Annotated in this window: 21 protein-coding genes, 1 tRNA gene and 1 pseudogene; 11 read left to right on the top strand and 12 right to left on the bottom strand. The window is 64.7% G+C overall.

The genetic code is table 11. From position 1 onward, the window contains the following. The first annotated feature begins 8 nt into the window (after window positions 1-8). On the top strand, window positions 9-1,094 hold the full coding sequence (btuC, locus tag DMP03_RS02160) for a vitamin B12 ABC transporter permease BtuC (protein ID WP_152119086.1): 1,086 nt from the start codon (window positions 9-11) through the stop codon (window positions 1,092-1,094). Continuing rightward, window positions 1,091-1,840: pseudogene (locus DMP03_RS02155) on the top strand (heme ABC transporter ATP-binding protein); the annotation flags it as partial. The gene btuC and the pseudogene DMP03_RS02155, both read left to right, overlap by 4 nt. A gap of 32 nt (window positions 1,841-1,872) precedes the next feature. Here DMP03_RS02155 and DMP03_RS14145 read toward each other — a convergent pair. The 5 genes from DMP03_RS14145 to DMP03_RS02135 form a co-directional block, all read right to left on the bottom strand. Further along, window positions 1,873-2,028 (bottom strand): DUF7563 family protein, encoded by a 156-nt coding sequence (locus DMP03_RS14145; RefSeq protein WP_172967047.1) that lies wholly within the window; start codon window positions 2,026-2,028, stop codon window positions 1,873-1,875. A 40-nt stretch (window positions 2,029-2,068) separates the two neighbouring features. Beyond that, window positions 2,069-2,554 carry a cupin domain-containing protein gene (locus DMP03_RS02150; protein WP_152119084.1) on the bottom strand — a complete coding sequence of 162 codons (486 nt, stop codon included), beginning with the start codon at window positions 2,552-2,554 and terminating at the stop codon, window positions 2,069-2,071. Between the two features lie 39 nt (window positions 2,555-2,593). Beyond that, complete coding sequence (locus DMP03_RS02145) at window positions 2,594-3,931, bottom strand: FAD-dependent oxidoreductase (RefSeq protein ID WP_152119083.1); 1,338 nt, start codon at window positions 3,929-3,931, stop codon at window positions 2,594-2,596. A gap of 195 nt (window positions 3,932-4,126) precedes the next feature. Next, window positions 4,127-4,199: transfer RNA gene (locus DMP03_RS02140), tRNA-Thr, on the bottom strand. A 49-nt stretch (window positions 4,200-4,248) separates the two neighbouring features. Continuing rightward, window positions 4,249-5,229 carry a class I SAM-dependent methyltransferase gene (locus tag DMP03_RS02135; protein WP_152119082.1) on the bottom strand — a complete coding sequence of 327 codons (981 nt, stop codon included), beginning with the start codon at window positions 5,227-5,229 and terminating at the stop codon, window positions 4,249-4,251. Between the two features lie 88 nt (window positions 5,230-5,317). On the opposite strand from DMP03_RS02135, the gene dph5 reads away from it, so the two are divergent. Continuing rightward, window positions 5,318-6,091, top strand: a complete 774-nt coding sequence (dph5, locus tag DMP03_RS02130; RefSeq protein WP_152119081.1) for a diphthine synthase — start codon at window positions 5,318-5,320, stop codon at window positions 6,089-6,091. Here dph5 and artA read toward each other — a convergent pair whose 3' ends face one another. From artA to DMP03_RS02095, 7 genes are all read right to left on the bottom strand, one after another. Next, window positions 6,092-7,015: an archaeosortase A gene (gene artA / locus DMP03_RS02125; RefSeq protein WP_152119080.1), complete on the bottom strand. Its 924-nt coding sequence runs from the start codon at window positions 7,013-7,015 to the stop codon at window positions 6,092-6,094. A 79-nt stretch (window positions 7,016-7,094) separates the two neighbouring features. Continuing rightward, on the bottom strand, window positions 7,095-7,358 hold the full coding sequence (locus DMP03_RS02120) for a type II toxin-antitoxin system RelE family toxin (protein ID WP_152119079.1): 264 nt from the start codon (window positions 7,356-7,358) through the stop codon (window positions 7,095-7,097). After that, window positions 7,351-7,626 (bottom strand): ribbon-helix-helix domain-containing protein, encoded by a 276-nt coding sequence (locus DMP03_RS02115; protein WP_152119078.1) that lies wholly within the window; start codon window positions 7,624-7,626, stop codon window positions 7,351-7,353. Before DMP03_RS02115 ends, DMP03_RS02120 begins: the two co-directional genes overlap by 8 nt. A 234-nt stretch (window positions 7,627-7,860) precedes the next feature. After that, on the bottom strand, window positions 7,861-10,503 hold the full coding sequence (locus DMP03_RS02110; RefSeq protein WP_152119510.1) for a DUF7827 domain-containing protein: 2,643 nt from the start codon (window positions 10,501-10,503) through the stop codon (window positions 7,861-7,863). A 248-nt stretch (window positions 10,504-10,751) separates the two neighbouring features. Beyond that, window positions 10,752-11,525, bottom strand: coding sequence for a VOC family protein (locus tag DMP03_RS02105; protein WP_152119077.1), 774 nt, complete (start codon window positions 11,523-11,525; stop codon window positions 10,752-10,754). A gap of 113 nt (window positions 11,526-11,638) precedes the next feature. Beyond that, a complete protein-coding gene (locus DMP03_RS02100) occupies window positions 11,639-12,100 on the bottom strand; it encodes a TIGR04206 family protein (protein WP_152119076.1) in 462 nt (153 codons plus the stop codon). Further along, on the bottom strand, window positions 12,100-13,212 hold the full coding sequence (locus DMP03_RS02095) for an OBG GTPase family GTP-binding protein (protein WP_152119075.1): 1,113 nt from the start codon (window positions 13,210-13,212) through the stop codon (window positions 12,100-12,102). The genes DMP03_RS02100 and DMP03_RS02095 overlap by 1 nt, the downstream gene beginning before the upstream one ends. Before the next feature lie 112 nt (window positions 13,213-13,324). On the opposite strand from DMP03_RS02095, the gene DMP03_RS14140 reads away from it, so the two are divergent. The 8 genes from DMP03_RS14140 to DMP03_RS02060 all read left to right on the top strand — a co-directional run bounded on the left by DMP03_RS14140 (window position 13,325) and on the right by DMP03_RS02060 (window position 18,964). Beyond that, on the top strand, window positions 13,325-13,489 hold the full coding sequence (locus DMP03_RS14140; RefSeq protein WP_153952611.1) for a hypothetical protein: 165 nt from the start codon (window positions 13,325-13,327) through the stop codon (window positions 13,487-13,489). 47 nt (window positions 13,490-13,536) lie between these two features. Further along, a complete protein-coding gene (locus DMP03_RS02090; RefSeq protein WP_152119074.1) occupies window positions 13,537-13,737 on the top strand; it encodes a VNG_1110C family protein in 201 nt (66 codons plus the stop codon). 46 nt (window positions 13,738-13,783) lie between these two features. Next, window positions 13,784-14,260, top strand: a complete 477-nt coding sequence (locus DMP03_RS02085; protein WP_152119073.1) for a 50S ribosomal protein L11 — start codon at window positions 13,784-13,786, stop codon at window positions 14,258-14,260. Window positions 14,261-14,303: 43 nt separating this feature from the next. Beyond that, the gene (locus tag DMP03_RS02080; RefSeq protein WP_172967046.1) at window positions 14,304-15,524 is read left to right on the top strand and encodes a glycosyltransferase family 87 protein; all 1,221 of its coding nucleotides are present in this window, start codon (window positions 14,304-14,306) and stop codon (window positions 15,522-15,524) included. Between the two features lie 111 nt (window positions 15,525-15,635). Next, a complete protein-coding gene (locus DMP03_RS02075; RefSeq protein ID WP_152119071.1) occupies window positions 15,636-16,274 on the top strand; it encodes a 50S ribosomal protein L1 in 639 nt (212 codons plus the stop codon). A 1-nt stretch (window position 16,275) separates the two neighbouring features. Next, window positions 16,276-17,313 carry a 50S ribosomal protein L10 gene (locus DMP03_RS02070; protein ID WP_152119070.1) on the top strand — a complete coding sequence of 346 codons (1,038 nt, stop codon included), beginning with the start codon at window positions 16,276-16,278 and terminating at the stop codon, window positions 17,311-17,313. A 7-nt stretch (window positions 17,314-17,320) separates the two neighbouring features. Beyond that, window positions 17,321-17,653, top strand: a complete 333-nt coding sequence (rpl12p, locus tag DMP03_RS02065) for a 50S ribosomal protein P1 (protein ID WP_152119069.1) — start codon at window positions 17,321-17,323, stop codon at window positions 17,651-17,653. A gap of 75 nt (window positions 17,654-17,728) precedes the next feature. Continuing rightward, on the top strand, window positions 17,729-18,964 hold the full coding sequence (locus DMP03_RS02060; RefSeq protein ID WP_152119068.1) for a tripartite tricarboxylate transporter permease: 1,236 nt from the start codon (window positions 17,729-17,731) through the stop codon (window positions 18,962-18,964). Window positions 18,965-18,970: the final 6 nt, after the last annotated feature.

Below are 18,970 nucleotides of genomic sequence, written 5' to 3'. Positions count from 1 at the left end.
TTGTCCACGTGCGACACCGTAGCCGAACAGCGAGTGCAGTCTCCGCGCTGTCGGTGCTACTCGTGGGCGTCGTCGTGGTGTCGGCCGGCATCGGCCCGGTCCACGTCGGACCGATAGCCGTCGCGAAAGTGTTCGCGAACGCAATCGCGGTGCCGGCGGGCGTCAGGATGGAGGCGACTGCACTGGCCGCGCCGTGGCACGCGGTCGAGTGGTACGCCCCGTTCGGCTACGACGTGGACCCGCTGTACTCGACCATCGTCCTGCAGGTACGACTGCCACGCATCGCTGCGGGGGCGAGCGTCGGCTTCGCGCTCGCGGCCGCCGGCACCGTGATGCAGGGGCTGTTTCGGAATCCGATGGCGGACCCCTCCATCATCGGCGTCTCATCCGGAGCGTCCGTCGGTGCTGTCGCAGCCATCGTCGCGCCGGTCGCGCTCCCCTTCGGACTCGGTCTCCGGGCGTCGGCGTTCGTCGGCGCGCTGGTCGCGGCGGTCGTCGTGTACGCCATCGCGACAGAGGGCGGTCGGACGCCGGTAGCCACCCTGTTGTTGGCCGGCGTGGCCGTCCAGACGTTTCTCGGCTCGGTCACATCGTATCTCATCCTCCGGAGCGGCGACTCCATCGAGGAAGTCACCTACTGGCTGATGGGCCATCTCGACGCATCACGCATCGAGGAGGCACTCATCACCGGCGGCATCAGCTTCGCGCTCGTCGTCGTCTTGTATCTGTACGCCGAGGACCTGAACGCGCTCCTGTTGGGGGAAACCGATGCCCGGTCTGTCGGCGTCGAAGTCGAGTGGACGAAACGCATCCTGCTTGCCGCCTCGAGTATCATCACGGGCGCGGCAGTCGCTATTTCGGGAGTCATCGGCTTCGTCGGGCTCATCGTTCCGCACGCGCTCCGGCTCATCGTCGGTCCCGACCACCGGATACTGCTGCCGACGAGTGCGCTCGCGGGAGCCTCGTTTCTCGTCGCGGCCGACACGCTGGCGCGGTCTGGCCCCGCAGAGCTTCCGGTCGGTATCGTGACTGCCGCCGTCGGTGCCCCCTTCTTCCTGTACCTGCTCCGCAAGCGCGAGGTGAGCGAACTGTGATTGACATCGACGGACTGTGTGTCGACCGCAGCGGCGTGCGCGTGCTTGCGGACGTGTCGCTGTCCGTGGCGGACGGCGAGTTCGTCGCGCTCGTCGGCCCGAACGGTGCGGGGAAGTCGACGCTGCTCGGTGCCGTCGGCGGGCATCTCTCGCGAGCAGCGGGGTCGGTTGCGGTCGACGGGGACGAAGTCGGGTCACTGTCGGCGCGAGCGCTCGCCCGCCGGGTCGCGACCGTGCCACAGGAGACGAACTTCGGCTTCGACTTCTCGGTGCGTGACGTGGTGGAGATGGGTCGCCACCCCTACCGGTCGCGATTCAGCGGCGACGACCCGGACGGAGCCGCTGCCGTGGAACGCGCACTCGACCGGACACGGACCACGCAGTTTGCCGACCGGTCGGTGGCGTCGCTGTCGGGCGGAGAGAAACAGCGCGTCCTACTGGCGCGTGCGCTCGCGCAGTCTGTCCCCACGCTCCTGCTGGATGAGCCGACCGCGAGTCTCGACATCAACCATCAGGTCCGGACGCTCGATCTCGTGGCCGGATTAGAAGAGACGGTCGTCGCGGCCATCCACGACCTCGACTTGGCGGCACGCTACTGCGACCGCGTCGTGTTGCTCGCGGACGGGTCGGTACAGGCGGTCGGCACGCCGCGAGCAGTGTTCACGGCCGACCGGCTGGAGCGCGTCTTTGGCGTCGACGTGACCGTCGGTGAGAATCCCGCGACGGGGACGGTGACGGTGACACCGACTGCGGGCGTCTCGCTCGGGAGCGAGTCGGATTAGCCGCGCGTCGAACGCGCCTCGCGTATCTCGGCTCCGTCGCGGAGTTTGTCCTCGCAGTTCGGACACACCCGAACGGATTCCAGTTCGTCGGGCGCGAACACCCGGACGTACGCCTCGGTGACGAAAGACTCGCAGTTGGCACAGTTTGGCATACGGACGGGGACGGCGGGACGGACTTGTAGGTTTCCCCGCCTACGAGGTGAAACTGTTGTCACACTCCATGCAGGTGAGTTCGAACCGCCCCGCGTCGGTCAGCGAGAGTCCGTGGCCCGTTTCCTCCTCGCACTCCTGACAGTAGACGATTGACTCGATTTCGTCCCAGTCGTGTTTCGACTTCGGTGCGCCCAACGCCCAGCCGACGAGTTCGTCGTCGCCCGTGTTGGTTCCCTGCTGGAACTCTCCCGGCTCGAACCGGATGAGTTCGCCGCCACTGACGACGGCTTCGGTGTCGCCGTCACGGCCGACGGTGAACGTCGCCTCGCCCTCCTCGACGTAGAACACCTCTTCCTGGTCGTGGTGAGTGTGGAGACCACCGGAGAAGGACTCGCCGGGCTGGAGTCGAAAGAAGTTCATCGCGAAGTCACTAGTGTCGAGCGCATCGGAGACGGGACGACGCTCGCTGTGGACGCCGAGCGGGTTGTTCTGTATCCCGACGTCGTCGATGGAAGTGTGGTCCATACCCGACCGTGTTGGGCCGGTCGCTTGAATCTTGCCGGCTTACGCGCGCGGGAACTGGTCGATAGTGTCGGCCTCGAAGGCCTCCTCGTCGAACTCGTACTCGTCGCCGAGGAAGGAGAGCACCTCCTTCACGTCGCGCTGGGCGTTCTTCAGACAGGTCGATGCACCCGGCGAGGGCGTGATGTTGAAGATAATGTCCTCACCGACGATCTTGGCCTCGCCCATGTCGAGGGATTTCTCCGAGGTGTCGACGATCTGTGGGCGAACGCCCCCGTACCCCTTCGCGCGCTCGATGTCGCCCTCCTCGACGCTCGGGACGACCTTCTGGACGTGCGGCAGGAACTGGTCGGTGCCGACCTTCGGCACGTCGTAGATGAGGTTCCGGACGACGTACGGCAGGAGGATGCGGTCAGAGAGCACGTTCGCGTAGCTGAGGAACGCCGACGGCGAGAAGCCGAACACGTCGAGGAAATCACTCACCGTCGAGAGCCGACCGCGTTCGAGCGCGGGAACGAGCTTCGCCGTCGGCCCGAATCGCGTGATGGAGTCGTCGTGCACGTCGGCGTCCCCGTGGACGGCTGCGAACGGGAGTTTCTTCATCTGGAGCGTGTACACCTTCCCGTTCAGCAGGTCGTCGGCGAGGAAGAAGCTCCCCGCAATCGGGAGCAGGACCTTGTCCTCACCGTAGCCGAGGTCCTTCGCCATCTGGAGGCTGTGCGAGCCGGCGGCGACGACGGCCGCGTCGGCGTCGAACCGGCCGTTGTCCGTCCCGATGGTGTAGCCGGTGGTCGTCGGCGTCACATCCTCGACGCGCGTGTCGGTGAACACGTCGACGCTCGTCTCCTCGTCTGCCGCCTCAACGAAGGACTGGGCGACGGCACCGTAGTCGACGACGTAGCCATCTGGCGTCTGGAGCGGCATCAGCTCGGTGTCGGGGTCCCGCCCCTCCACGACCTTCGGCTCGCGGTCTGCGATCTCCTCGCGACCGATAGGCTCGAGCTTGGGGAACAGGTCGCCGAAGCCCTCGTCGTCGTAGCGGGCCTCGAGTTCCGCGACCTCCTCGTCGCCGACCGCGAGCACCATCTTGCTCCGCTTGTCGTGCATCTCGCGGTCCTCGTCGTGGTGCTCGAGGTAGCCGGCGAGGGTCTCGGCGGCCGTCTTGACATTCGACGCCTTCTCCAGCGTGTAGTTCGTCTCGATGTCGCCGAAGTGGAGCGTCTGTGAGTTGTTCGTGTGGTTGGAGTTGATGGCCGCGATTGACGGCTCCTTCTCGATGAGCGCGATCGAGTCGATGTTGGTGAACTTTGCACTCGTGTACAGGAGCGATGCGCCACTGATACCGCCGCCGACGATGACGAGGTCGTACTGTCCAGACATAGTGAGCGTTATCCGCGGTTTACACCGAACAGGAAAACCCGTTTTGTTCGCGTTACACTGACTCCGAAGAGCACCGCCGCTCACGCCGAAGCAGTCGACACAAGAGCCGGAGGTGGGGGGTTCGAACCACGGTCTGTCGCCGTGTCCCGGTTCAGACCCCTCTATTGATGTCAGCCTCGGTTCGCTCGGGCAGAAAGCCGGAGGAGGGATTTGAACCCTCGGCCTATTCCTTACGAAGGAATCGCTCTGCCAGCTGAGCTACTCCGGCGCGCAACCGTTCATGGTACGACGGCGAGTAAAAGGGTTGCGAACCAAACTCACCGACGGCGGAGGCGAGCGTCCAGACAGACGTTCTCCTCGTGGGGGGCGTACGACCGGACGACGCGTCGCGTCTCGATATCGATGGCGTACGCCTCGCCCGCCGCCTCGCGAATCGCGCGCTCGCCCGGCCCGAACGGGTCGGAGTCGTGCTGGATGTTGTACAGGTGGAGCACACACTCGTCGCCGGCCAGTGCGACCGCGGTATCGAGAAATTCACTCGCCGTATGCGGGAGATTCATGACGACGCGGTCGGCCCACCCGTCCCAGTCGGCGGCGACCTCGCGCACGTCACCCTCGACGGCGGTGAGGTCGGCTTCGACACCGTTCCGGGCCGCGTTCTCGCGCAGGTACTCGACGGCCCGAGGGTTCAGGTCGCAGGCGACGACGGCCGCGCCCCGGGCAGCCATCGGGACGGCGAAGGGACCCACGCCGGCGAACATGTCGAACACCTGCTCGTCGGGGGTGACCTGCTCGATTACGCGGTGGCGTTCCGTCGCGAGCCGGGGCGAGAAGTACACCTCCGCGATGTCGAGCAGCAGTTCGGTGCCGTACTCCGTGTGAACGGTCTCGGTGCCGTCGCCGGCGAGCACGTCCCACTCGCGCACGCGGAGTTCCCCCCGAATCTCGGAGGCGCGGTTGACGACAGTGTCGACGGGCAGCGACGAGTCCATCACCGCGTCGGCGACACGTCGTGCGCGCTCGTCGTCGTCCTCGTCGAGGATGACGATGCGACCGAGCCGTTCCAGCGACGGCTCGAACCCGAGAATGTCCTCGGGGAGCGTCTGGGTCTCGCGGCGCGGCGCGTCGAACGAGACGACCTCGTGGTGAGCAATCGCGTCGGCGTCGGTGACGGGGATGTAGAGCCAGCCGTCGGCGACGGTGATGTCGTAGTCGTCGCGGACGAGGTTCCGGTCGGCGAGCATCGCCCGCGTCGTCTCGCCCTCCTCGGGCGGGACGCGGACGCACGGGACACTCATTGCCGGAGAGAGTGGGCCGGCGGCGGTAAGCGTGACGGACGCCGGGCGTGAACGGGGCGCTTATTCTTGTGCCACCGATGGACTGTGTATGCTCACGTTCGTCGGACTCGGCTTGTGGGACGAAGACTCGATCACCGTCGACGGCCAGCGCGCGCTCCGGGCGGCAGACGAGGTGTTCGCCGAGTTCTACACGTCGCGGCTGATGGGTACGGACCCCGAGTCGCTCGCCACACACCACGGCGTCGATATCGACGTGCGCGACCGCGCCGGCACCGAACAGGAGCCGGAGCCGATTCTCGACGCTGCCGAGTCGGGAGACGCCGTCTTCCTCACCGCCGGCGACACCATGATTTCGACGACGCACGTCGACCTCCGGCTGCGCGCCCACGACCGCGGCATCGAGACGCGCGTAATTCACGGAACGACCGCCTCGGCAGCGGCCGCGTCGCTGACTGGCCTGCAGAACTACCGCTTCGGGAAGGCGACGACGCTTCCGTTCCCGTACGCACACGGCGGCGACGGCGTCCCAAACTCCGTGTGTGACACGCTGGACGCGAACCGAGAGCGCGGCCTCCACACGCTCGTCTATCTCGATATCAAGCAGGAGCGCGGCGAGTACATGACCGGTGACGTGGCCGCCGACCTGCTCGCCGACGGCTACGAGGACGTGCTCGGTGTCGTGGTCTGTCGGGCGGGGTCGCCCGAGCCGCGCGTCGAGGCCGGACGGCTGAGCGACCTCGCGAACCGTGACTTCGGCGACCCGCTCCATCTACTCATCATCCCAGGAGAACTCCACTACATCGAGTCGGACGCGCTCCGCGAGTTGGCTGGTGCACCCGAAGAACTGTCCGAACCGGTCTGATTACTCCTCGCGGCCGCCGTCGGCGCGGACGCCGCCGCGTCCCGGCGGGTCGCCGAAGTCGAACTCGTGTTCGTCGCCGGTGACGAGATACAGCAGGTCGGCGACGACGGTCTTGAGCTCCGGAAGATAGCGCAGCGTCGCGAACATGATGGCGACGAGCGCGACGACCGACGCCGACTGGCTCAGAATCTTATCGGCCACGAGGAACGAGACGTAGTAGGGGTCGCTCTGGCCGAACAGCGCGAGCACCTGCGGAACGAACACCCGGAACCACTGTTCGCCGAACGCGACGGCGATGAACACGTTCCGGACGAGGTTCAGCCCCCAGATGACGGGAATCGAGACGAGGAACGCCTTCGCCTTCCGGTCGAGTGGCGCATCGACCGCGGTGATGAGACCGGCGAAGATGGCCATGCTTCCCAGTCCGGTACACGCGAGTTCGATCTCCGTGAGGATGCGGTGGCCGTTGGGCCGGACGAACAGGAAGACGCTCTGGAGTCCGTTGTCGTTGGCGACCAGCTCGGGGTGGTAGCCGAGCGCGTTCATCGCCCACTGGGTCTGGAGCGTTACCGTCCGAATCATCGGCTCGTAGATGGCGTCGATGGTCGTCGCCGGGAGGTAGATGACGCCCATCACGGCGACGGCCCGCGAGATGACGAACAGGGAGTCGCGGCCGTCGAGCAGCAGATAGCCGGTGTAGAAACACAGCGGGACGGCGACGAGCGCAAGCGCCGCCTCGATGAAGCTCGACCCGACGAACCAGAACTGCGGGACGAGCGTGCCCCAGAAGATACCGAAGACGCCCCACGTCGTCGCCGTCAGCAGTCGGCCCGCCCGCTCGTGGTAGTACATCGCGAGCGCGCCGGCGACGAAGCCGCCGACGGAGAGCCACGCGAGGGTCGCGGTCAGCAGTGAACTCGCCATTGTCTGCTTGTCGGCTTTCAGCGGTAAATCCTTGCTGGTCGGAGAGTTAGTGTTGAGACCGTCACCCTCCGACGAGACGCTACGGCGGGAGGTGCCGGTCGTACACGTTTCGCCGGTGGCCGACGGCCTCGACGCGGAGGAGGTTAGTCTCGCGGTCCCAGGTGATAATAACGCGGTAATCGCCGGCTCGTAGCTTGTAATACGGAAACCCGGAGAGTGGCTCCAAGCGGTGTTCGGTCCATTCGGTCGCCTCGTCGACTTTGTTCATCACGCGGTCGGCGGCCTGCGGGTCGAGACCGTCCAGATGGTCGAGGGCCTGTTCTGTGTACTCGACGTCAGTCATCCAGCCCCAGCCGCTCACGCGCCTCTTCGGCGGACACTGTCTCGTCTCGGTCCGCCTGCTCCCGGCTTTCCTCCAGATCGGCGAGCGTCTCTTCGGACAGCGTCACCGGCGGGTTCACCCAGTCACGCAGCGCGTCGCGGATAGCCTCGGACTTGCTGGAGTACCCGCGGCGCTCCCACTCCTCGTCGATACGCTGCAGCAGGCTCTCGGGGACGCGAACGTTGATTTTCTCCATCCGGTCGTCGCCGGTGTCCGTATCGGTGCTCATAGCTGTGATACAACGGTACTACAGATAAGCGTTCGGCATACTTCCAGAGCCGGGCCTACTCTGGAATGGGTTCAAAGTAGCAGCTTGGTCGTCGCTTGTGGCGCTACCATTCGAGCGCCCCGGTTTACGAACAGTAAACACTGCATCCGTACCACGGCGCTGTCGCTGTCCGGGTAGCGCGCGAAAGAAAAATCCAGTTTGGTAAACCGGGGAGGTCCGGTTAGTCAGCTATCGTTAGTTGCCGCGGCGGAGCGCGATGAGCGCTGCGCCAGCGAGGGCAACAATCGCGACTGCGCCACCGAAGCCAGGCTGGCTTCCGGAGGTCTCAGTCGGGGTTGCACCGCCCTCGGTCGGCGTTTCAGTTGCCGGCTCCGGCGTCGGGGTCGGCGTTTCAGTTGCCGGCTCCGGCGTCGGGGTCGGCGTCGGCGTCTCCGTTGCCGGCTCCGGCGTCGGAGTCGGCGTCGGCGTCTCCGTGTCAGTCTCGTTAGTCACAACGCCGTCCGTCTCAGCGTTGTTCACGAGACCCTGCGATGGAACAGTCACGGTGAACGTCGTGTTCTCGGAGACACCCGAGAAGTCGAACGCGCTCGAGAAGTCACCTTCGCTGCCAACAACGGCGTCGCCCGTCTTGAGGAACGGACTCGAGCCGGAGGCACGGGCGCGAACGGTGAATTCTGTTCCGGGCGCCATCGTCGTCTCGCCCGAGATTGTTGCGTCGCTGGTTGCAGCAACCGAGATCTCATCGTCTGCGTTCGTGTCGAAGGACACTGTACGCTCCTCGATCATGTACGAGGACGAGACGGTCTCGGTCTCACCGGTTGCGACGTACGGGTTGTTGTCGCCGTCGATGACGAATTCAGCGGTGTACTCCTCGCCTGCCGAGAAGTCAACCGACTGGCTGTTTCGCATGGCACCGTCGTTCGTGTCGTAGACAACCAAGAAGGTGTCATTCGTCGAGTCGAAGTACACTTCCGTGTTCCCAACTGGCACGGTCTTCGGTGCCTGGTTGGTGAGGTCACCGGTCTGTTCAACGGACAGGGAGACACCGTTACCAGATCCAGCCTGCAGGTCACTGGCACTGTCAACGTATCCGTAAAGACCGTTGGCGTTCACTTGGAAGATCATCTGGTCGCCCATGGCGACCGTGCTACGCTGGGTTGCGGCGTCAACGACGCCGGCAGCATCTTCGTAGTCAGCGGCGGTGCTTGCCGTTGCGTCACCAGGGGCGGTGTGCGAGACAGCGCCGGTGGTGGAGCGCGGCTGAAGCGAGAACACTGCGACGTCCTCTTCGTTGCCGCTGATGGAGACCGTCAGGTCGTAATCAGCAGCAGCGAGTGGCGAGTCGAGCTCCGAGGTGGAGCGTCGGACCTTCGTGACGCTGTCACCGCTGTCAGCGGCGGAGAAGGCCTGTGCCTCGTTATTGGTCGTTCCTGCGAGGAACGTGTTCATCTGAACGGTAACGGAACCGTCGTCGTTGCCGTCAGTGATCGTCGCGGTTCCGACGTAGTTGACAGTTTCCGAACCGACGGTGATGTCGGCGGTCTGGGTGTTCGACATGTCGACAGTGAACTCGACCACGTCACCGCGCTCCTGCGAGAATGCCGAGGAGGCGAAGGACGCGCTCGTGTCAGATGGCGACTGAATCATGATGGAGCCACTCGCGCTGTTCGTGGTGTCTGCGACCTCGAAGGTGAACGAGTAGTTTCCAGTCGTGAAGTCAGATGGGACGCTGTACGTCTGCGTCTGGTCGTTACCAGTGACCGTGATCTGGACACCGTCCGAAAGGTCGGAGTCACTTGCACCGAACAGCGTCTTAATCTCCTCGTTGGAGAGGTCGTCGGAGTCAACCGTGACGTCGTAGCCTGCACGGTTACTCGTGTAGGTCACATCGAAGTCGCCGCCCTGGGTCGCACTGCTAGCTTCGAACACCGCGTCGAAGTTCTGCGTGATGACAGTGACTTCTTCGCCGTCATCGTAGTCACCGTTCATCTGGGCAGTATTACCACCGGTAATCTCCACACCACTGTTATCGGTGGCAATGACGTCGCCGTTCTCGTCAACCATCACGTACGGGCCCTGAAGGTTCGACGTGTCGATGAGGGCTGCACCGTTGCTGTTCAGAGCAACTTCAGTGACGAGAGTACCGACCTTATCTGTGCTACCCGAGGTGTCTACCTCGTGAAGTTCGTAGGTGTCAGGGCCGTCAGATCCACTGTCAGCAACATCTGCCTGGAAGTAGAGGCTCTGGCCGATCCAGGCGTTGGATCCGGAGTCAAACTTGGCGTCACCGGTGAGAGTGGTCGAGCCACCGCCACCGCTGGTGCTGGTCTCCGTGACGTCGTAGTTGGTCGGGCCGAAGCTCTCGTCAACGACGTTGGAGCTATCGACACCAGCCGTGTCGTAGTACGTAGTCTCGACGGAGTATTCCTTCGTGCCACTGACACTCGGTGTCAGGACATCGTTGACGGTGATATCGAGCGTGTCACCACCGACGACGTTGATGGAGTTAGCCATCTTGATCGTGATGGTGCCAGGGTCCTGGGAGTTCTTCTGGAATTCACTGAATCCATCCGTGTACTCCACACCGTTCTTCGTAATCTGAACGTCAGATGCGGTAACCGCACTGAGGTCCGGTTCGTTCAAACCGGAGTCAGCGGCGGTTAGGTCGATTACGACATACTGTACTGTATCATCAACACTCTGGAACGTACCAGTGTGAGACGGAGCAACGACCGTATCCTCGTCAAAGGGGCCGTTGACGCTCACTTCGTTGGCCGCAGCGGCGGATCCGGCGAACGCGATGGTGCCTCCGAAAACGGAGACGACCATCAGCGCCGTCAGGATCAGGCTGCGAACCTTTGTATTTGTATCTGTCATGTTTAGTCTAGTACCGAACGGCAACGAGACGTTTCACGACCGCCGGGGAAGCCCCGTGACCGATACTTCGTGCTGTTACCATAGGTAGGGGTACACCCGAACAGAACACTCATTAATATAAATACTTTGTGTCCAAAACGGCCGTGTGTTATAGCGTAACAAGGCCGTCTGCGGGCGGTACGGGCCGTCTCGTGGAGGTGAGCGTCTGACGGACGTGCGACGAAAAAGCAGGCCGTTCGCAGGGGAATTCAGTTCGTGACATGCTCTTCGAGCAGTTCGATTTGGTGGCCTTCGTCGTCGGCGGTGAACGCGTAGAGGTTGTCACACTCCTCGGGCGAGCGGTCGGCGGCCGACTCCCGGGTTGTGAGTTCGTCCCACGCGTTCGCGAGGTCGTCCACCTGCACGGCGAGGTGGCCCCACGCGTCGCCGAGCGTGTACGTGCGGCCGTCGTAGTTGTAGGTCAACTCGACGCTCATCGCCTCCTGTGGTGCGTCCGACGGTCGCAGGAAGTAGTTCGCGAACGTGTCGGCCTCCCAGCGGCCCGACAGCTCGTACTCGAAGACTCGGCTCCAGTAGCCGATGGCGCGGGTCACGTCCTCGACGCGAATCATCGTGTGGTCCAGCGAGTACAGCGGGCCGAAGTCGCGTTTCACGATCTCGATTTCGTGGCCGTCGGGGTCCGTCACGAACGCGTAGCGGTTGCCACAGGACTCGGGGTCGCGGTAGTCCTCGACGCCCTCGTCCATGAGTTCGTCGTAGCGCTGCTGGAGTTCGTCTTCCGGGACGCGGACGGCGATGTGCCCCCACCCGTCGCCCATCTCGTCGGGTTCGGAGTCGTGGTTCGAGGTGAGTTCGAGCACGGCACCGGTCTCGTGAGCGTTCTCAGGCCCGAGATAGACGTTGGTGAAGGTGTCCGCCTCCCAGCGACCCTTCTCCTCGTAGTTGAGGTGCGTCTGGTACCAGTCGAGGGACGTTTCGAGGTCGGCGACGCGCATCATCACGTGGTCGAGTGGTGCGTCCATACCCGGCGTTCGGTCGGTGTGATTGAAAAGCTACGTGTGGCGGAATCCGACCCGCCAACCACTGCGAGTCAGTGGGAATCCGACCCGCCAACGACTGCGGTCGGTCGAACAGACTACTCTCGTTTGGCCTGGAAGGCGGGCCAGTAGTACCACCACGCGAGCGCGCACGCGAGGAGCGACCCGACGGGAAGCGGCGTATATCGGAGCCGGTGGGCGAAGCTGAACGCGACACCGATGCCGGCGAGACCGGCAAGCAGGAGCGTTCCGCCGGTGAACCGCGGGTCCCCGCGGTCGAACGCCGCGCGGACGCTCGCACTCGCGAGCGCGAGTAGGTACAGGAGGATACTCGCGGGCCACAGCTCGGGGTTGCGCGGGATGCCGCCACCGGAGAGGAAGAATCGCCACGTCGGAATCGCCCGAACCGCCTGCGTTAACCCGGGATTGTAATCGAGAACGAAGAGCGGGAACAGCCCGTTGAGCACCGTCACGCCGCGGTCGATAACGAGGACGGTCCACGGGACGAACGCGAGCAAGAGGAGAGCGAGAAATCTGCGGCGGGGCGTGCCGGGCAGCATCACTTGCGGGCGACGATGCGGAGCACGTCCTCGTCGGCGAGTTCGTGGGTCCGACCCACCTGTTGTTCGTCGTGTTTCGCGCTCTCGCCGCTGACGCGGCCGAACCGGAACCGCTCGTCGAAGTCGCCGCCGAGCTTGTCGAGTACGTCCTCGACGGTGTTCTCGTCCTCGGTGATGACGAGCGGCTCGTCGTAGTCGACGCCGCGGCCCGGCTTGTCCATGTAGATGCGGATCAGGCCCAGCGAGTCGAATATCTTCTCCTTGAGCGCATCGAGTCCCTTCTCCTCTTCGGCGGAGATGAAGACGGCGTCGTCGGGGTCGATACCGCGGTCGCGGAGGTCGGCGTTGACCGTATCGAGGTAGTCGGGTTCGATGAGATCGGCCTTGTTAACCGCGACGGCAGAGGGGAGATAGACGCGATTGTCCATCAGCGCGTCCACCAGCTCGTCGATGTCGAGATTCTGCTGGATGGTGATGTCGGCGTTGACGTAGCCGTACTCGCGACACACCTCCTTGATGGTCGCCTCGTCGAGGTCGACGCCCTTGGCGGTCGTCACTTTCAGCCCGCCGGTGTGGCGTTTCGTCACCGAGATGCTCGGCGGCTCCGTGTCGAGTCGAATCTTGTTGTTGTACAGCTCCTCGGCGAGCCGGTCGTACTGGTCGATTTCGAACACCGAGAGCACGAACAGGACGAGGTCTGCCGTCCGGACGACAGACAGAACTTCCTGACCGCCACCGCGGCCGTGGGCTGCTCCTTCGATGAGCCCGGGCACGTCCATCAGTTGGATGTTCGCGCCGCGATATTGCAACATCCCGGGGTTCACGTCGAGGGTCGTGAACTCGTAGGAGCCGACTTCGCTTTCGGCGTTGGTGAGCGCGTTCAACAGCGTCGACTTCCCCACGGAGGGAAACCCGACGAGCGCGACCGTGGCGTCGCCCGTCTTCTCGACGGCGTAGCCACCGCCGCCACCGGAGCCGGACTGCTGTTCGAGCTTCTCCTTCTTCTCCGCGAGTTTGGCCTTCAGCCGGCCGATGTGTGCCTCGGTCGATTTGTTGTAGGGCGTCTCCGCGATTTCGTCTTCAATCGCCTCGATTTCTTCTTCGAGCCCCATCTATCCGTAGTCGGCTGGTGGCGGGCAAAAGCCTGTTCGTTGTGGTCGTGGCGAACGGTTTGCTCGCGGGTGTGGCGAACGGTTTACGCCACTCGCGCGCGTCCGTCGGTGTATGGAACAGCGTCGGCTGGTCGGGAATCTACTCGTCGGTGCGTTGTTGTTCGTCGCGGTGGCACACACGCTGCTCGCGACGTTCGCCTTCGAGACGGGACTGCGCGACGTGGGACTGTTCGCCATCGGTATCCTCGCACTCCTGCTCGTCGTCGTGAATCTATAGCGACGTTTTCGGTGGCTTAATACATCCGAATCAACTAATAAAACATAATGGCAGACCCGCAGACCCTTCGGGACAGCACGCAGATCTGTCTCCCGTGGGAGCAGTTCGACCCGGTACACGAGGACGTGGAGTCGAACTTCACCGTCACCGTCGTTGATGCCGGCGACGACGCCCGGATTATCGGCAGCCCGGTCGAGATCAAAGACGTGAACGCGTTCCTCACGCGACACGGTATCAGCGTGGCGTAGCCGCTGAAAAACAATCCTTAAACGCGCGGGCCTGATTCTGTTCGGTATGGCTGGAAACATCGAAGTACTCGTTCCCGGTGGCCAGGCCAACCCAGGCCCGCCGCTCGGTCCCGAGCTTGGTCCGACCCCCGTCGACGTGCAGGCTGTTGTGCAGGAGATCAACGACCAGACTGCCGCCTTCGACGGCACCGAAGTGCCCGTCACCGTCTCCTACGAGGACGACGGCTCCTTCGACATCGAAGTCGGCGTCCCGCCGACGGCCGCACTCATCAAGGACGAGCTCGGCTTCGAAACCGGCTCCGGCGAGCCACAGGAGGACTTCGTCGCCGACATGTCCGTCGAACAACTGAAGACCATCGCCGAGCAGAAGCTCCCGGACCTGCTCGCGTACGATGCCAAGAACGCCTCGAAGGAGGTCGCCGGCACCTGTGTCTCGCTCGGCGTCACCATCGAGGGCGAGGATGCCCGCACCTACGACGAGCGAGTCGACAGCGGCGAGTACGACGACACCTTCGACGCGTAACGCTCACAGAAGATATTTGTCGCGAAACGGCCCCCACCGCATGATGGCCCTCCGCGACCGCCTCCGTTCTTACTACGACCAGCATCCGCTGTTCGCCGCTCTCGCGGCGCTGCTCGTCGGTTTCCACCTCGCGTACCCGTTCATCAACTGGTGGCTCCGCAGCGCCGGAATCGCACCCCCGTTCAGCTTCTGGGACTTCGGCGTCTACGACCAGGCGGTCGACGCGTGGCAGACGAACGACCACATCTACACCCGCAACGAGGACGGCGGCTACCACGGGAGCTACCTCTATCCGCCCATCGTGCTGGTCCTCTTTCGACCGTTCGCGGCGCTCGGCCGTGGCACCGGCGACCCGCTGTGGGTCGCCTGCAGTCTTCTCTTGTTGTGGGGCGGGATGGTGCTCGTCGTTGAGCGACTCGCCGGGCGGCGCTCGTGGGCGGAGCGGCTGCTCCTGTTGTGGCTGCTCGTCGGCTACCAGCCGCTTCTGCTCGCGATGAAGATGGGCCAGACCGCGGCGTTCACGGCTGGGCTGCTCTGTTTCGCGTTCGTCGGACTCGACCGCGGGATGGAGTCGCGACCAGCCCGCGTCGCCAGCGGTGCGCTGACCGGCGTCGTCGGGGTCGTCAAGTTCGCCTACGCACCGGTCGGAACACATCTGCTCGCGAACCGCAACCGGTTCGTCGGGGCGGTGGCGGCCGGACTGGGACTGGTCGCCCTCTCGCTGCTCCTGTTCGGTGTTGAGGTACACCGGACGTATCTCGAGGTGTTAGCGTGGGGGTTCAATCGGAGCGGCCCCTCGCGGTCGCCGGCGCTGTGGCTCGCACCGTACTTCAAGCCGCTCGGCTGGCTGGCGAGTTCGCTGTGGGTTCGACTGCCGGCCGTCCTCGTCGTCGTCGCGGCCGCACTGCTCGCGCGCGACCGCGACCGCGAGACGTTCGCGCTCGGACTCGCGGTGTTCCCGCTGCTCACGACGCTCGCGTACACGTACTACCTGGTCGCCCTGCTGCCGGCGGCGGCGATACTGATTCACGGCGAAATCGACCGCGGCGGACGACCGGTGGTCCCCACGCTCGGGGTCGGACTCGCGGCCGTTCACGCCTACGGACTGCTCGCGGTTACGACGGTCGTCCCCGTCGTCGCTCCCGCGCTCGACCACGCACTCGTCTACTTCCTCGCACAGCCGGGGACGTGGGGGTGTCTCCTGCTCGCCGGGACGGCCCTCGCCCGCGTCGTCGACGGCATCGAGCGGCCGCTGTCGTGGTGAGCTACGGCGCTTCGACGGACTTATGAGTCTCATGGGCCTCTCACGACGTGAGACAGGCACCGCCTGTTTCACACCGTAGTAGCCGAACGGCTACGACTACGGAGGTGAAAGATGGCAGAATCAATACAAGACGCAGTCTCTCGCGCACTTGAGGAGGCACCTGAGCGGAACTTCCGCGAAACGGTCGACCTCGCTATCAATCTGCGCGACCTAGACCTAAACGACCCTAACAACCGTGTGGACGAATCGATCGTTCTCCCACGGGGCACGGGACAGGAGACTCGTATCGTTGTGTTCGCAGAGGGTGAAACAGCCCTCCGCGCGGAAGACGTCGCTGACGACGTGCTCGACGGGGACGCCCTCGAAGAGCTCGGTGGCGACGACGACGACGCGAAAGACCTCGCCGATGAGACGGACTTCTTCATCGCCGAGGCGAACATGATGCAAGACATCGGTCGATATCTCGGGACCGTTCTCGGTCCACGCGGGAAGATGCCGACCCCACTCCAGCCGGACGACGACGTCGTCGAAACCATCGAACGGATGAAAAACACCGTTCAGGTGCGGAGTGGCGACCGGCGGACCTTCCACACGCGCGTGGGCGCAGAGAACATGGACATCGACGATATCGTCGACAACATCGACGTCATCATCCGTCGACTGGAGGCAGACCTCGAGAAGGGCCCCCAGAACATCGACGGCGTCTACGTGAAGACGACGATGGGACCGGCATCGGAGGTGCCAACGTAACATGAGCGCCGAGCGAAAGACCAAGACAATTCCGGACTGGAAGCGCGAGGAGGTCGACGACATCGTCGAGATGCTCGACTCCTACGAGTCCGTCGGCATCGTCAACATCGCCGGGATTCCGTCCCGCCAGCTACAGGACATGCGCCGCGAGCTTCACGGCTCCGCGGAGCTGCGTGTCTCCCGGAACACGCTCTTAGAGCGTGCGCTGGCGGAGGCTGACCTCGACGTGCTCTCCGAGCACATCCACGGACAGGTCGGCATCATCGGGACGAACGACAACCCGTTCGGCCTGTTCAAGACGCTGGAGGCGTCGAAGACGCCCGCGCCGATTGGCGCAGGCGAAGTCGCGCCGAACGACATCGTCATCCCCGAGGGTGACACCGGGGTCGACCCCGGTCCGTTCGTGGGCGATCTCCAGCAGGCCGGCGCGGCCGCCCGAATCATGGATGGCTCCATCCAGGTGACCGAGGACTCCACCGTCCTCGAAGCCGGAGAGGAAGTCAGCCAGGTTCTGGCGAACGTGTTGACCGAGCTCGGCATCGAGCCGAAGGAGGTCGGTCTCGACCTGCGCGGCGTCTACTCGGACGGCGTCGTGTTCTCGCCCGAGGAGCTGGAGATCGACGTGGACGAGTACCGCGCGGACATCGAGTCCGCCGTCGCTGGTGCACGCAATCTCTCGGTCAACGCCGTCTACCCGACGGACCAGACCGCCGGCATCATGCTGGGCAAGGCGAGCGGCGAGGCGAAGGCGCTGGGTATCCACGCGGCTATCGAGTCGCCGGACCTCGCGGACGATCTCGTCGCGAAGGCCGACGCACAGCTTCGTGCGCTGGCCGTCGCCATCGACGACGAGGAGGCCTTACCCGAGGAGCTTCGTGACATCGAGGTTCCCGAGGAGACGGACGAGACGGAGACGGACGACGCGGACGAACAGAGTGGTGACCAAGACGCGGACGCGGATGCCGACGCCGACGACGCCGAGGATGACGACGACGACGATTCCGACGGCGGCGAGGGCCTCGGCGCGATGTTCGGGTGATTAATCCATGGAATACGTTTACGCAGCACTCATCCTGCACGAGACTGGCGAAGAGCTCAACGAAGACAACCTGACGGCCGTGCTCGAATCGGCCGGCGCAGACGTCGAGGAGTCGCGAGTGAAGGCACTCGTCGCGGCCCTCGAGGACGTCGACATCGAGGAGGCAGTCGAAGAAGCGGCTGCCGTCCCGGCTGGCGGCGCATCCGGCGGTAGCGCCGGCGGCGACGAGACCGAGGACGACTCCGAGGAGGAGACCGAGGAGACCGAGGCCGAGGAAGAAGAGGAAGACGAGGACGACGGCGACGACGGCGGTGAGGGTCTCGGCGAACTCTTCGGCTAGGATTCCGATTCACTTCCCTTTGTTTTCAGCCGGCGAGTGGCGACGCTCAAGTAGGAAGCCGCGGCCACCCTCGCTGTGCTCACCGACGCGTTCGCGTGGAGTCCGACGGTCACGGCCACAGCACTCGGCTTCACGCTCGCCGGAATCGCGCTCGGCACGGTCTCAGGGCTGGTTCCCGGTCTCCACGCGAACACGATGGCACTCGTCCTCGCCGGGGTCGCGCCGTCGCTTCCGGGACCGCCGCGGTACGTCGTCTGTGCGATGCTCGCGGCCGGCGTCGTCCACACTTTTCTGGACGTGGTCCCGACGCTGGCTCTCGGAGTGCCGGACCCGGCGATGGCCGTCGGTGCGCTCCCCGGCCATCGGCTCGTGATACAGGGTCGCGGCCACGAGACGCTCCGCCTGTCGGCACTCGGCTCGGGGCTGGCTATCGTGTTCGCCGTCCCGCTCGCGGTTCCGGTGACGCGCGTGATGGTCGCTGCGTACCCGATTATCGAGCGACACCTCGGCGTATTGCTGCTCGCGACCGCAACACTGCTCGTCGTGACCGAGTCGAGCTATCAGGCCGCTGTCGCCGGGGTTGGCTGTTTCTGTGCGGCCACCGCACTCGGCGCGGTGACGCTCGATATCCAGCCGCAGGCACCGCTCGCGAGTGGAAGTATCCTGATGCCGCTGTTCACCGGGCTGTTCGGCTCTCCTGTCCTCCTCGATGCACTTGCCGGCGACGGCGTTCCCGAGCAGGGGGACGCCACGCTCGCGGTCGCACCCCGGGTGACGGGAGCCGTCGCCGGCGTCGGGACGCTCGCGGGAGCGGCCGTCGGCTACGTGCCGGGTGTCTCCTCGGCGGTTGCGGCGACCGTTGCCCTACTTGGCGTACCAGCGCGACTCGGTGCGCGAGGCTTCGTCATCGCCGTCTCGGCCGTCAACACGGCGAATACGATTTTCGCTCTATTTGCACTCGTCGCCCTCGGCTCGCCCCGAACGGGCGTGCTCGTCGCCGCCGATTCGCTGAACGCGCCGGTGTCGCTCGGACTGTGGCTGCCGGCCGTCGCCATCGCGGCCGGCGTCGGCGCGCTCGCCGTCCCGGTGCTCGGTGACCGGTATCTCACCGTCGTCGGCCGGCTCGACTACGCCCGGCTGTCGGTCGCGACGCTCGCGGGTTTGGTCGTGTTGACGGCACTGCTGACGGGGCTCGTCGGCGTCGGTGTCTTCCTCGTCGCAACGCTGCTCGGTCTCGTGCCGCCGCGGTACGGTGCGCGCCGCGTTCACCTGATGGGCGTGCTCACCGGACCGCTGACGCTCGGGATGTGAAAACGG

Origin of the sequence: Halosegnis rubeus (assembly GCF_009184545.1) — an archaeon.
Lineage (GTDB): Archaea > Halobacteriota > Halobacteria > Halobacteriales > Haloarculaceae > Halosegnis > Halosegnis rubeus.
This window is presented reverse-complemented; position numbering and strand designations above follow the sequence as displayed.

Excerpts from the sequence above, each read along its gene's own strand:
- DMP03_RS14145 (WP_172967047.1), bottom strand. The coding sequence starts at position 2,028 with ATGCCAAACTGTGCCAACTGCGAGTCTTTCGTCACCGAGGCGTACGTC.
- DMP03_RS02150 (WP_152119084.1), bottom strand. The coding sequence starts at position 2,554 with ATGGACCACACTTCCATCGACGACGTCGGGATACAGAACAACCCGCTC.
- DMP03_RS02145 (WP_152119083.1), bottom strand. The coding sequence starts at position 3,931 with ATGTCTGGACAGTACGACCTCGTCATCGTCGGCGGCGGTATCAGTGGC.
- DMP03_RS02135 (WP_152119082.1), bottom strand. The coding sequence starts at position 5,229 with ATGAGTGTCCCGTGCGTCCGCGTCCCGCCCGAGGAGGGCGAGACGACG.
- dph5 (WP_152119081.1), top strand. The coding sequence starts at position 5,318 with ATGCTCACGTTCGTCGGACTCGGCTTGTGGGACGAAGACTCGATCACC.
- artA (WP_152119080.1), bottom strand. The coding sequence starts at position 7,015 with ATGGCGAGTTCACTGCTGACCGCGACCCTCGCGTGGCTCTCCGTCGGC.
- DMP03_RS02120 (WP_152119079.1), bottom strand. The coding sequence starts at position 7,358 with ATGACTGACGTCGAGTACACAGAACAGGCCCTCGACCATCTGGACGGT.
- DMP03_RS02115 (WP_152119078.1), bottom strand. The coding sequence starts at position 7,626 with ATGAGCACCGATACGGACACCGGCGACGACCGGATGGAGAAAATCAAC.
- DMP03_RS02110 (WP_152119510.1), bottom strand. The coding sequence starts at position 10,503 with ATGACAGATACAAATACAAAGGTTCGCAGCCTGATCCTGACGGCGCTG.
- DMP03_RS02105 (WP_152119077.1), bottom strand. The coding sequence starts at position 11,525 with ATGGACGCACCACTCGACCACGTGATGATGCGCGTCGCCGACCTCGAA.
- DMP03_RS02100 (WP_152119076.1), bottom strand. The coding sequence starts at position 12,100 with ATGCTGCCCGGCACGCCCCGCCGCAGATTTCTCGCTCTCCTCTTGCTC.
- DMP03_RS02095 (WP_152119075.1), bottom strand. The coding sequence starts at position 13,212 with ATGGGGCTCGAAGAAGAAATCGAGGCGATTGAAGACGAAATCGCGGAG.
- DMP03_RS14140 (WP_153952611.1), top strand. The coding sequence starts at position 13,325 with ATGGAACAGCGTCGGCTGGTCGGGAATCTACTCGTCGGTGCGTTGTTG.
- DMP03_RS02090 (WP_152119074.1), top strand. The coding sequence starts at position 13,537 with ATGGCAGACCCGCAGACCCTTCGGGACAGCACGCAGATCTGTCTCCCG.
- DMP03_RS02085 (WP_152119073.1), top strand. The coding sequence starts at position 13,784 with ATGGCTGGAAACATCGAAGTACTCGTTCCCGGTGGCCAGGCCAACCCA.
- DMP03_RS02080 (WP_172967046.1), top strand. The coding sequence starts at position 14,304 with ATGGCCCTCCGCGACCGCCTCCGTTCTTACTACGACCAGCATCCGCTG.
- DMP03_RS02075 (WP_152119071.1), top strand. The coding sequence starts at position 15,636 with ATGGCAGAATCAATACAAGACGCAGTCTCTCGCGCACTTGAGGAGGCA.
- DMP03_RS02070 (WP_152119070.1), top strand. The coding sequence starts at position 16,276 with ATGAGCGCCGAGCGAAAGACCAAGACAATTCCGGACTGGAAGCGCGAG.
- rpl12p (WP_152119069.1), top strand. The coding sequence starts at position 17,321 with ATGGAATACGTTTACGCAGCACTCATCCTGCACGAGACTGGCGAAGAG.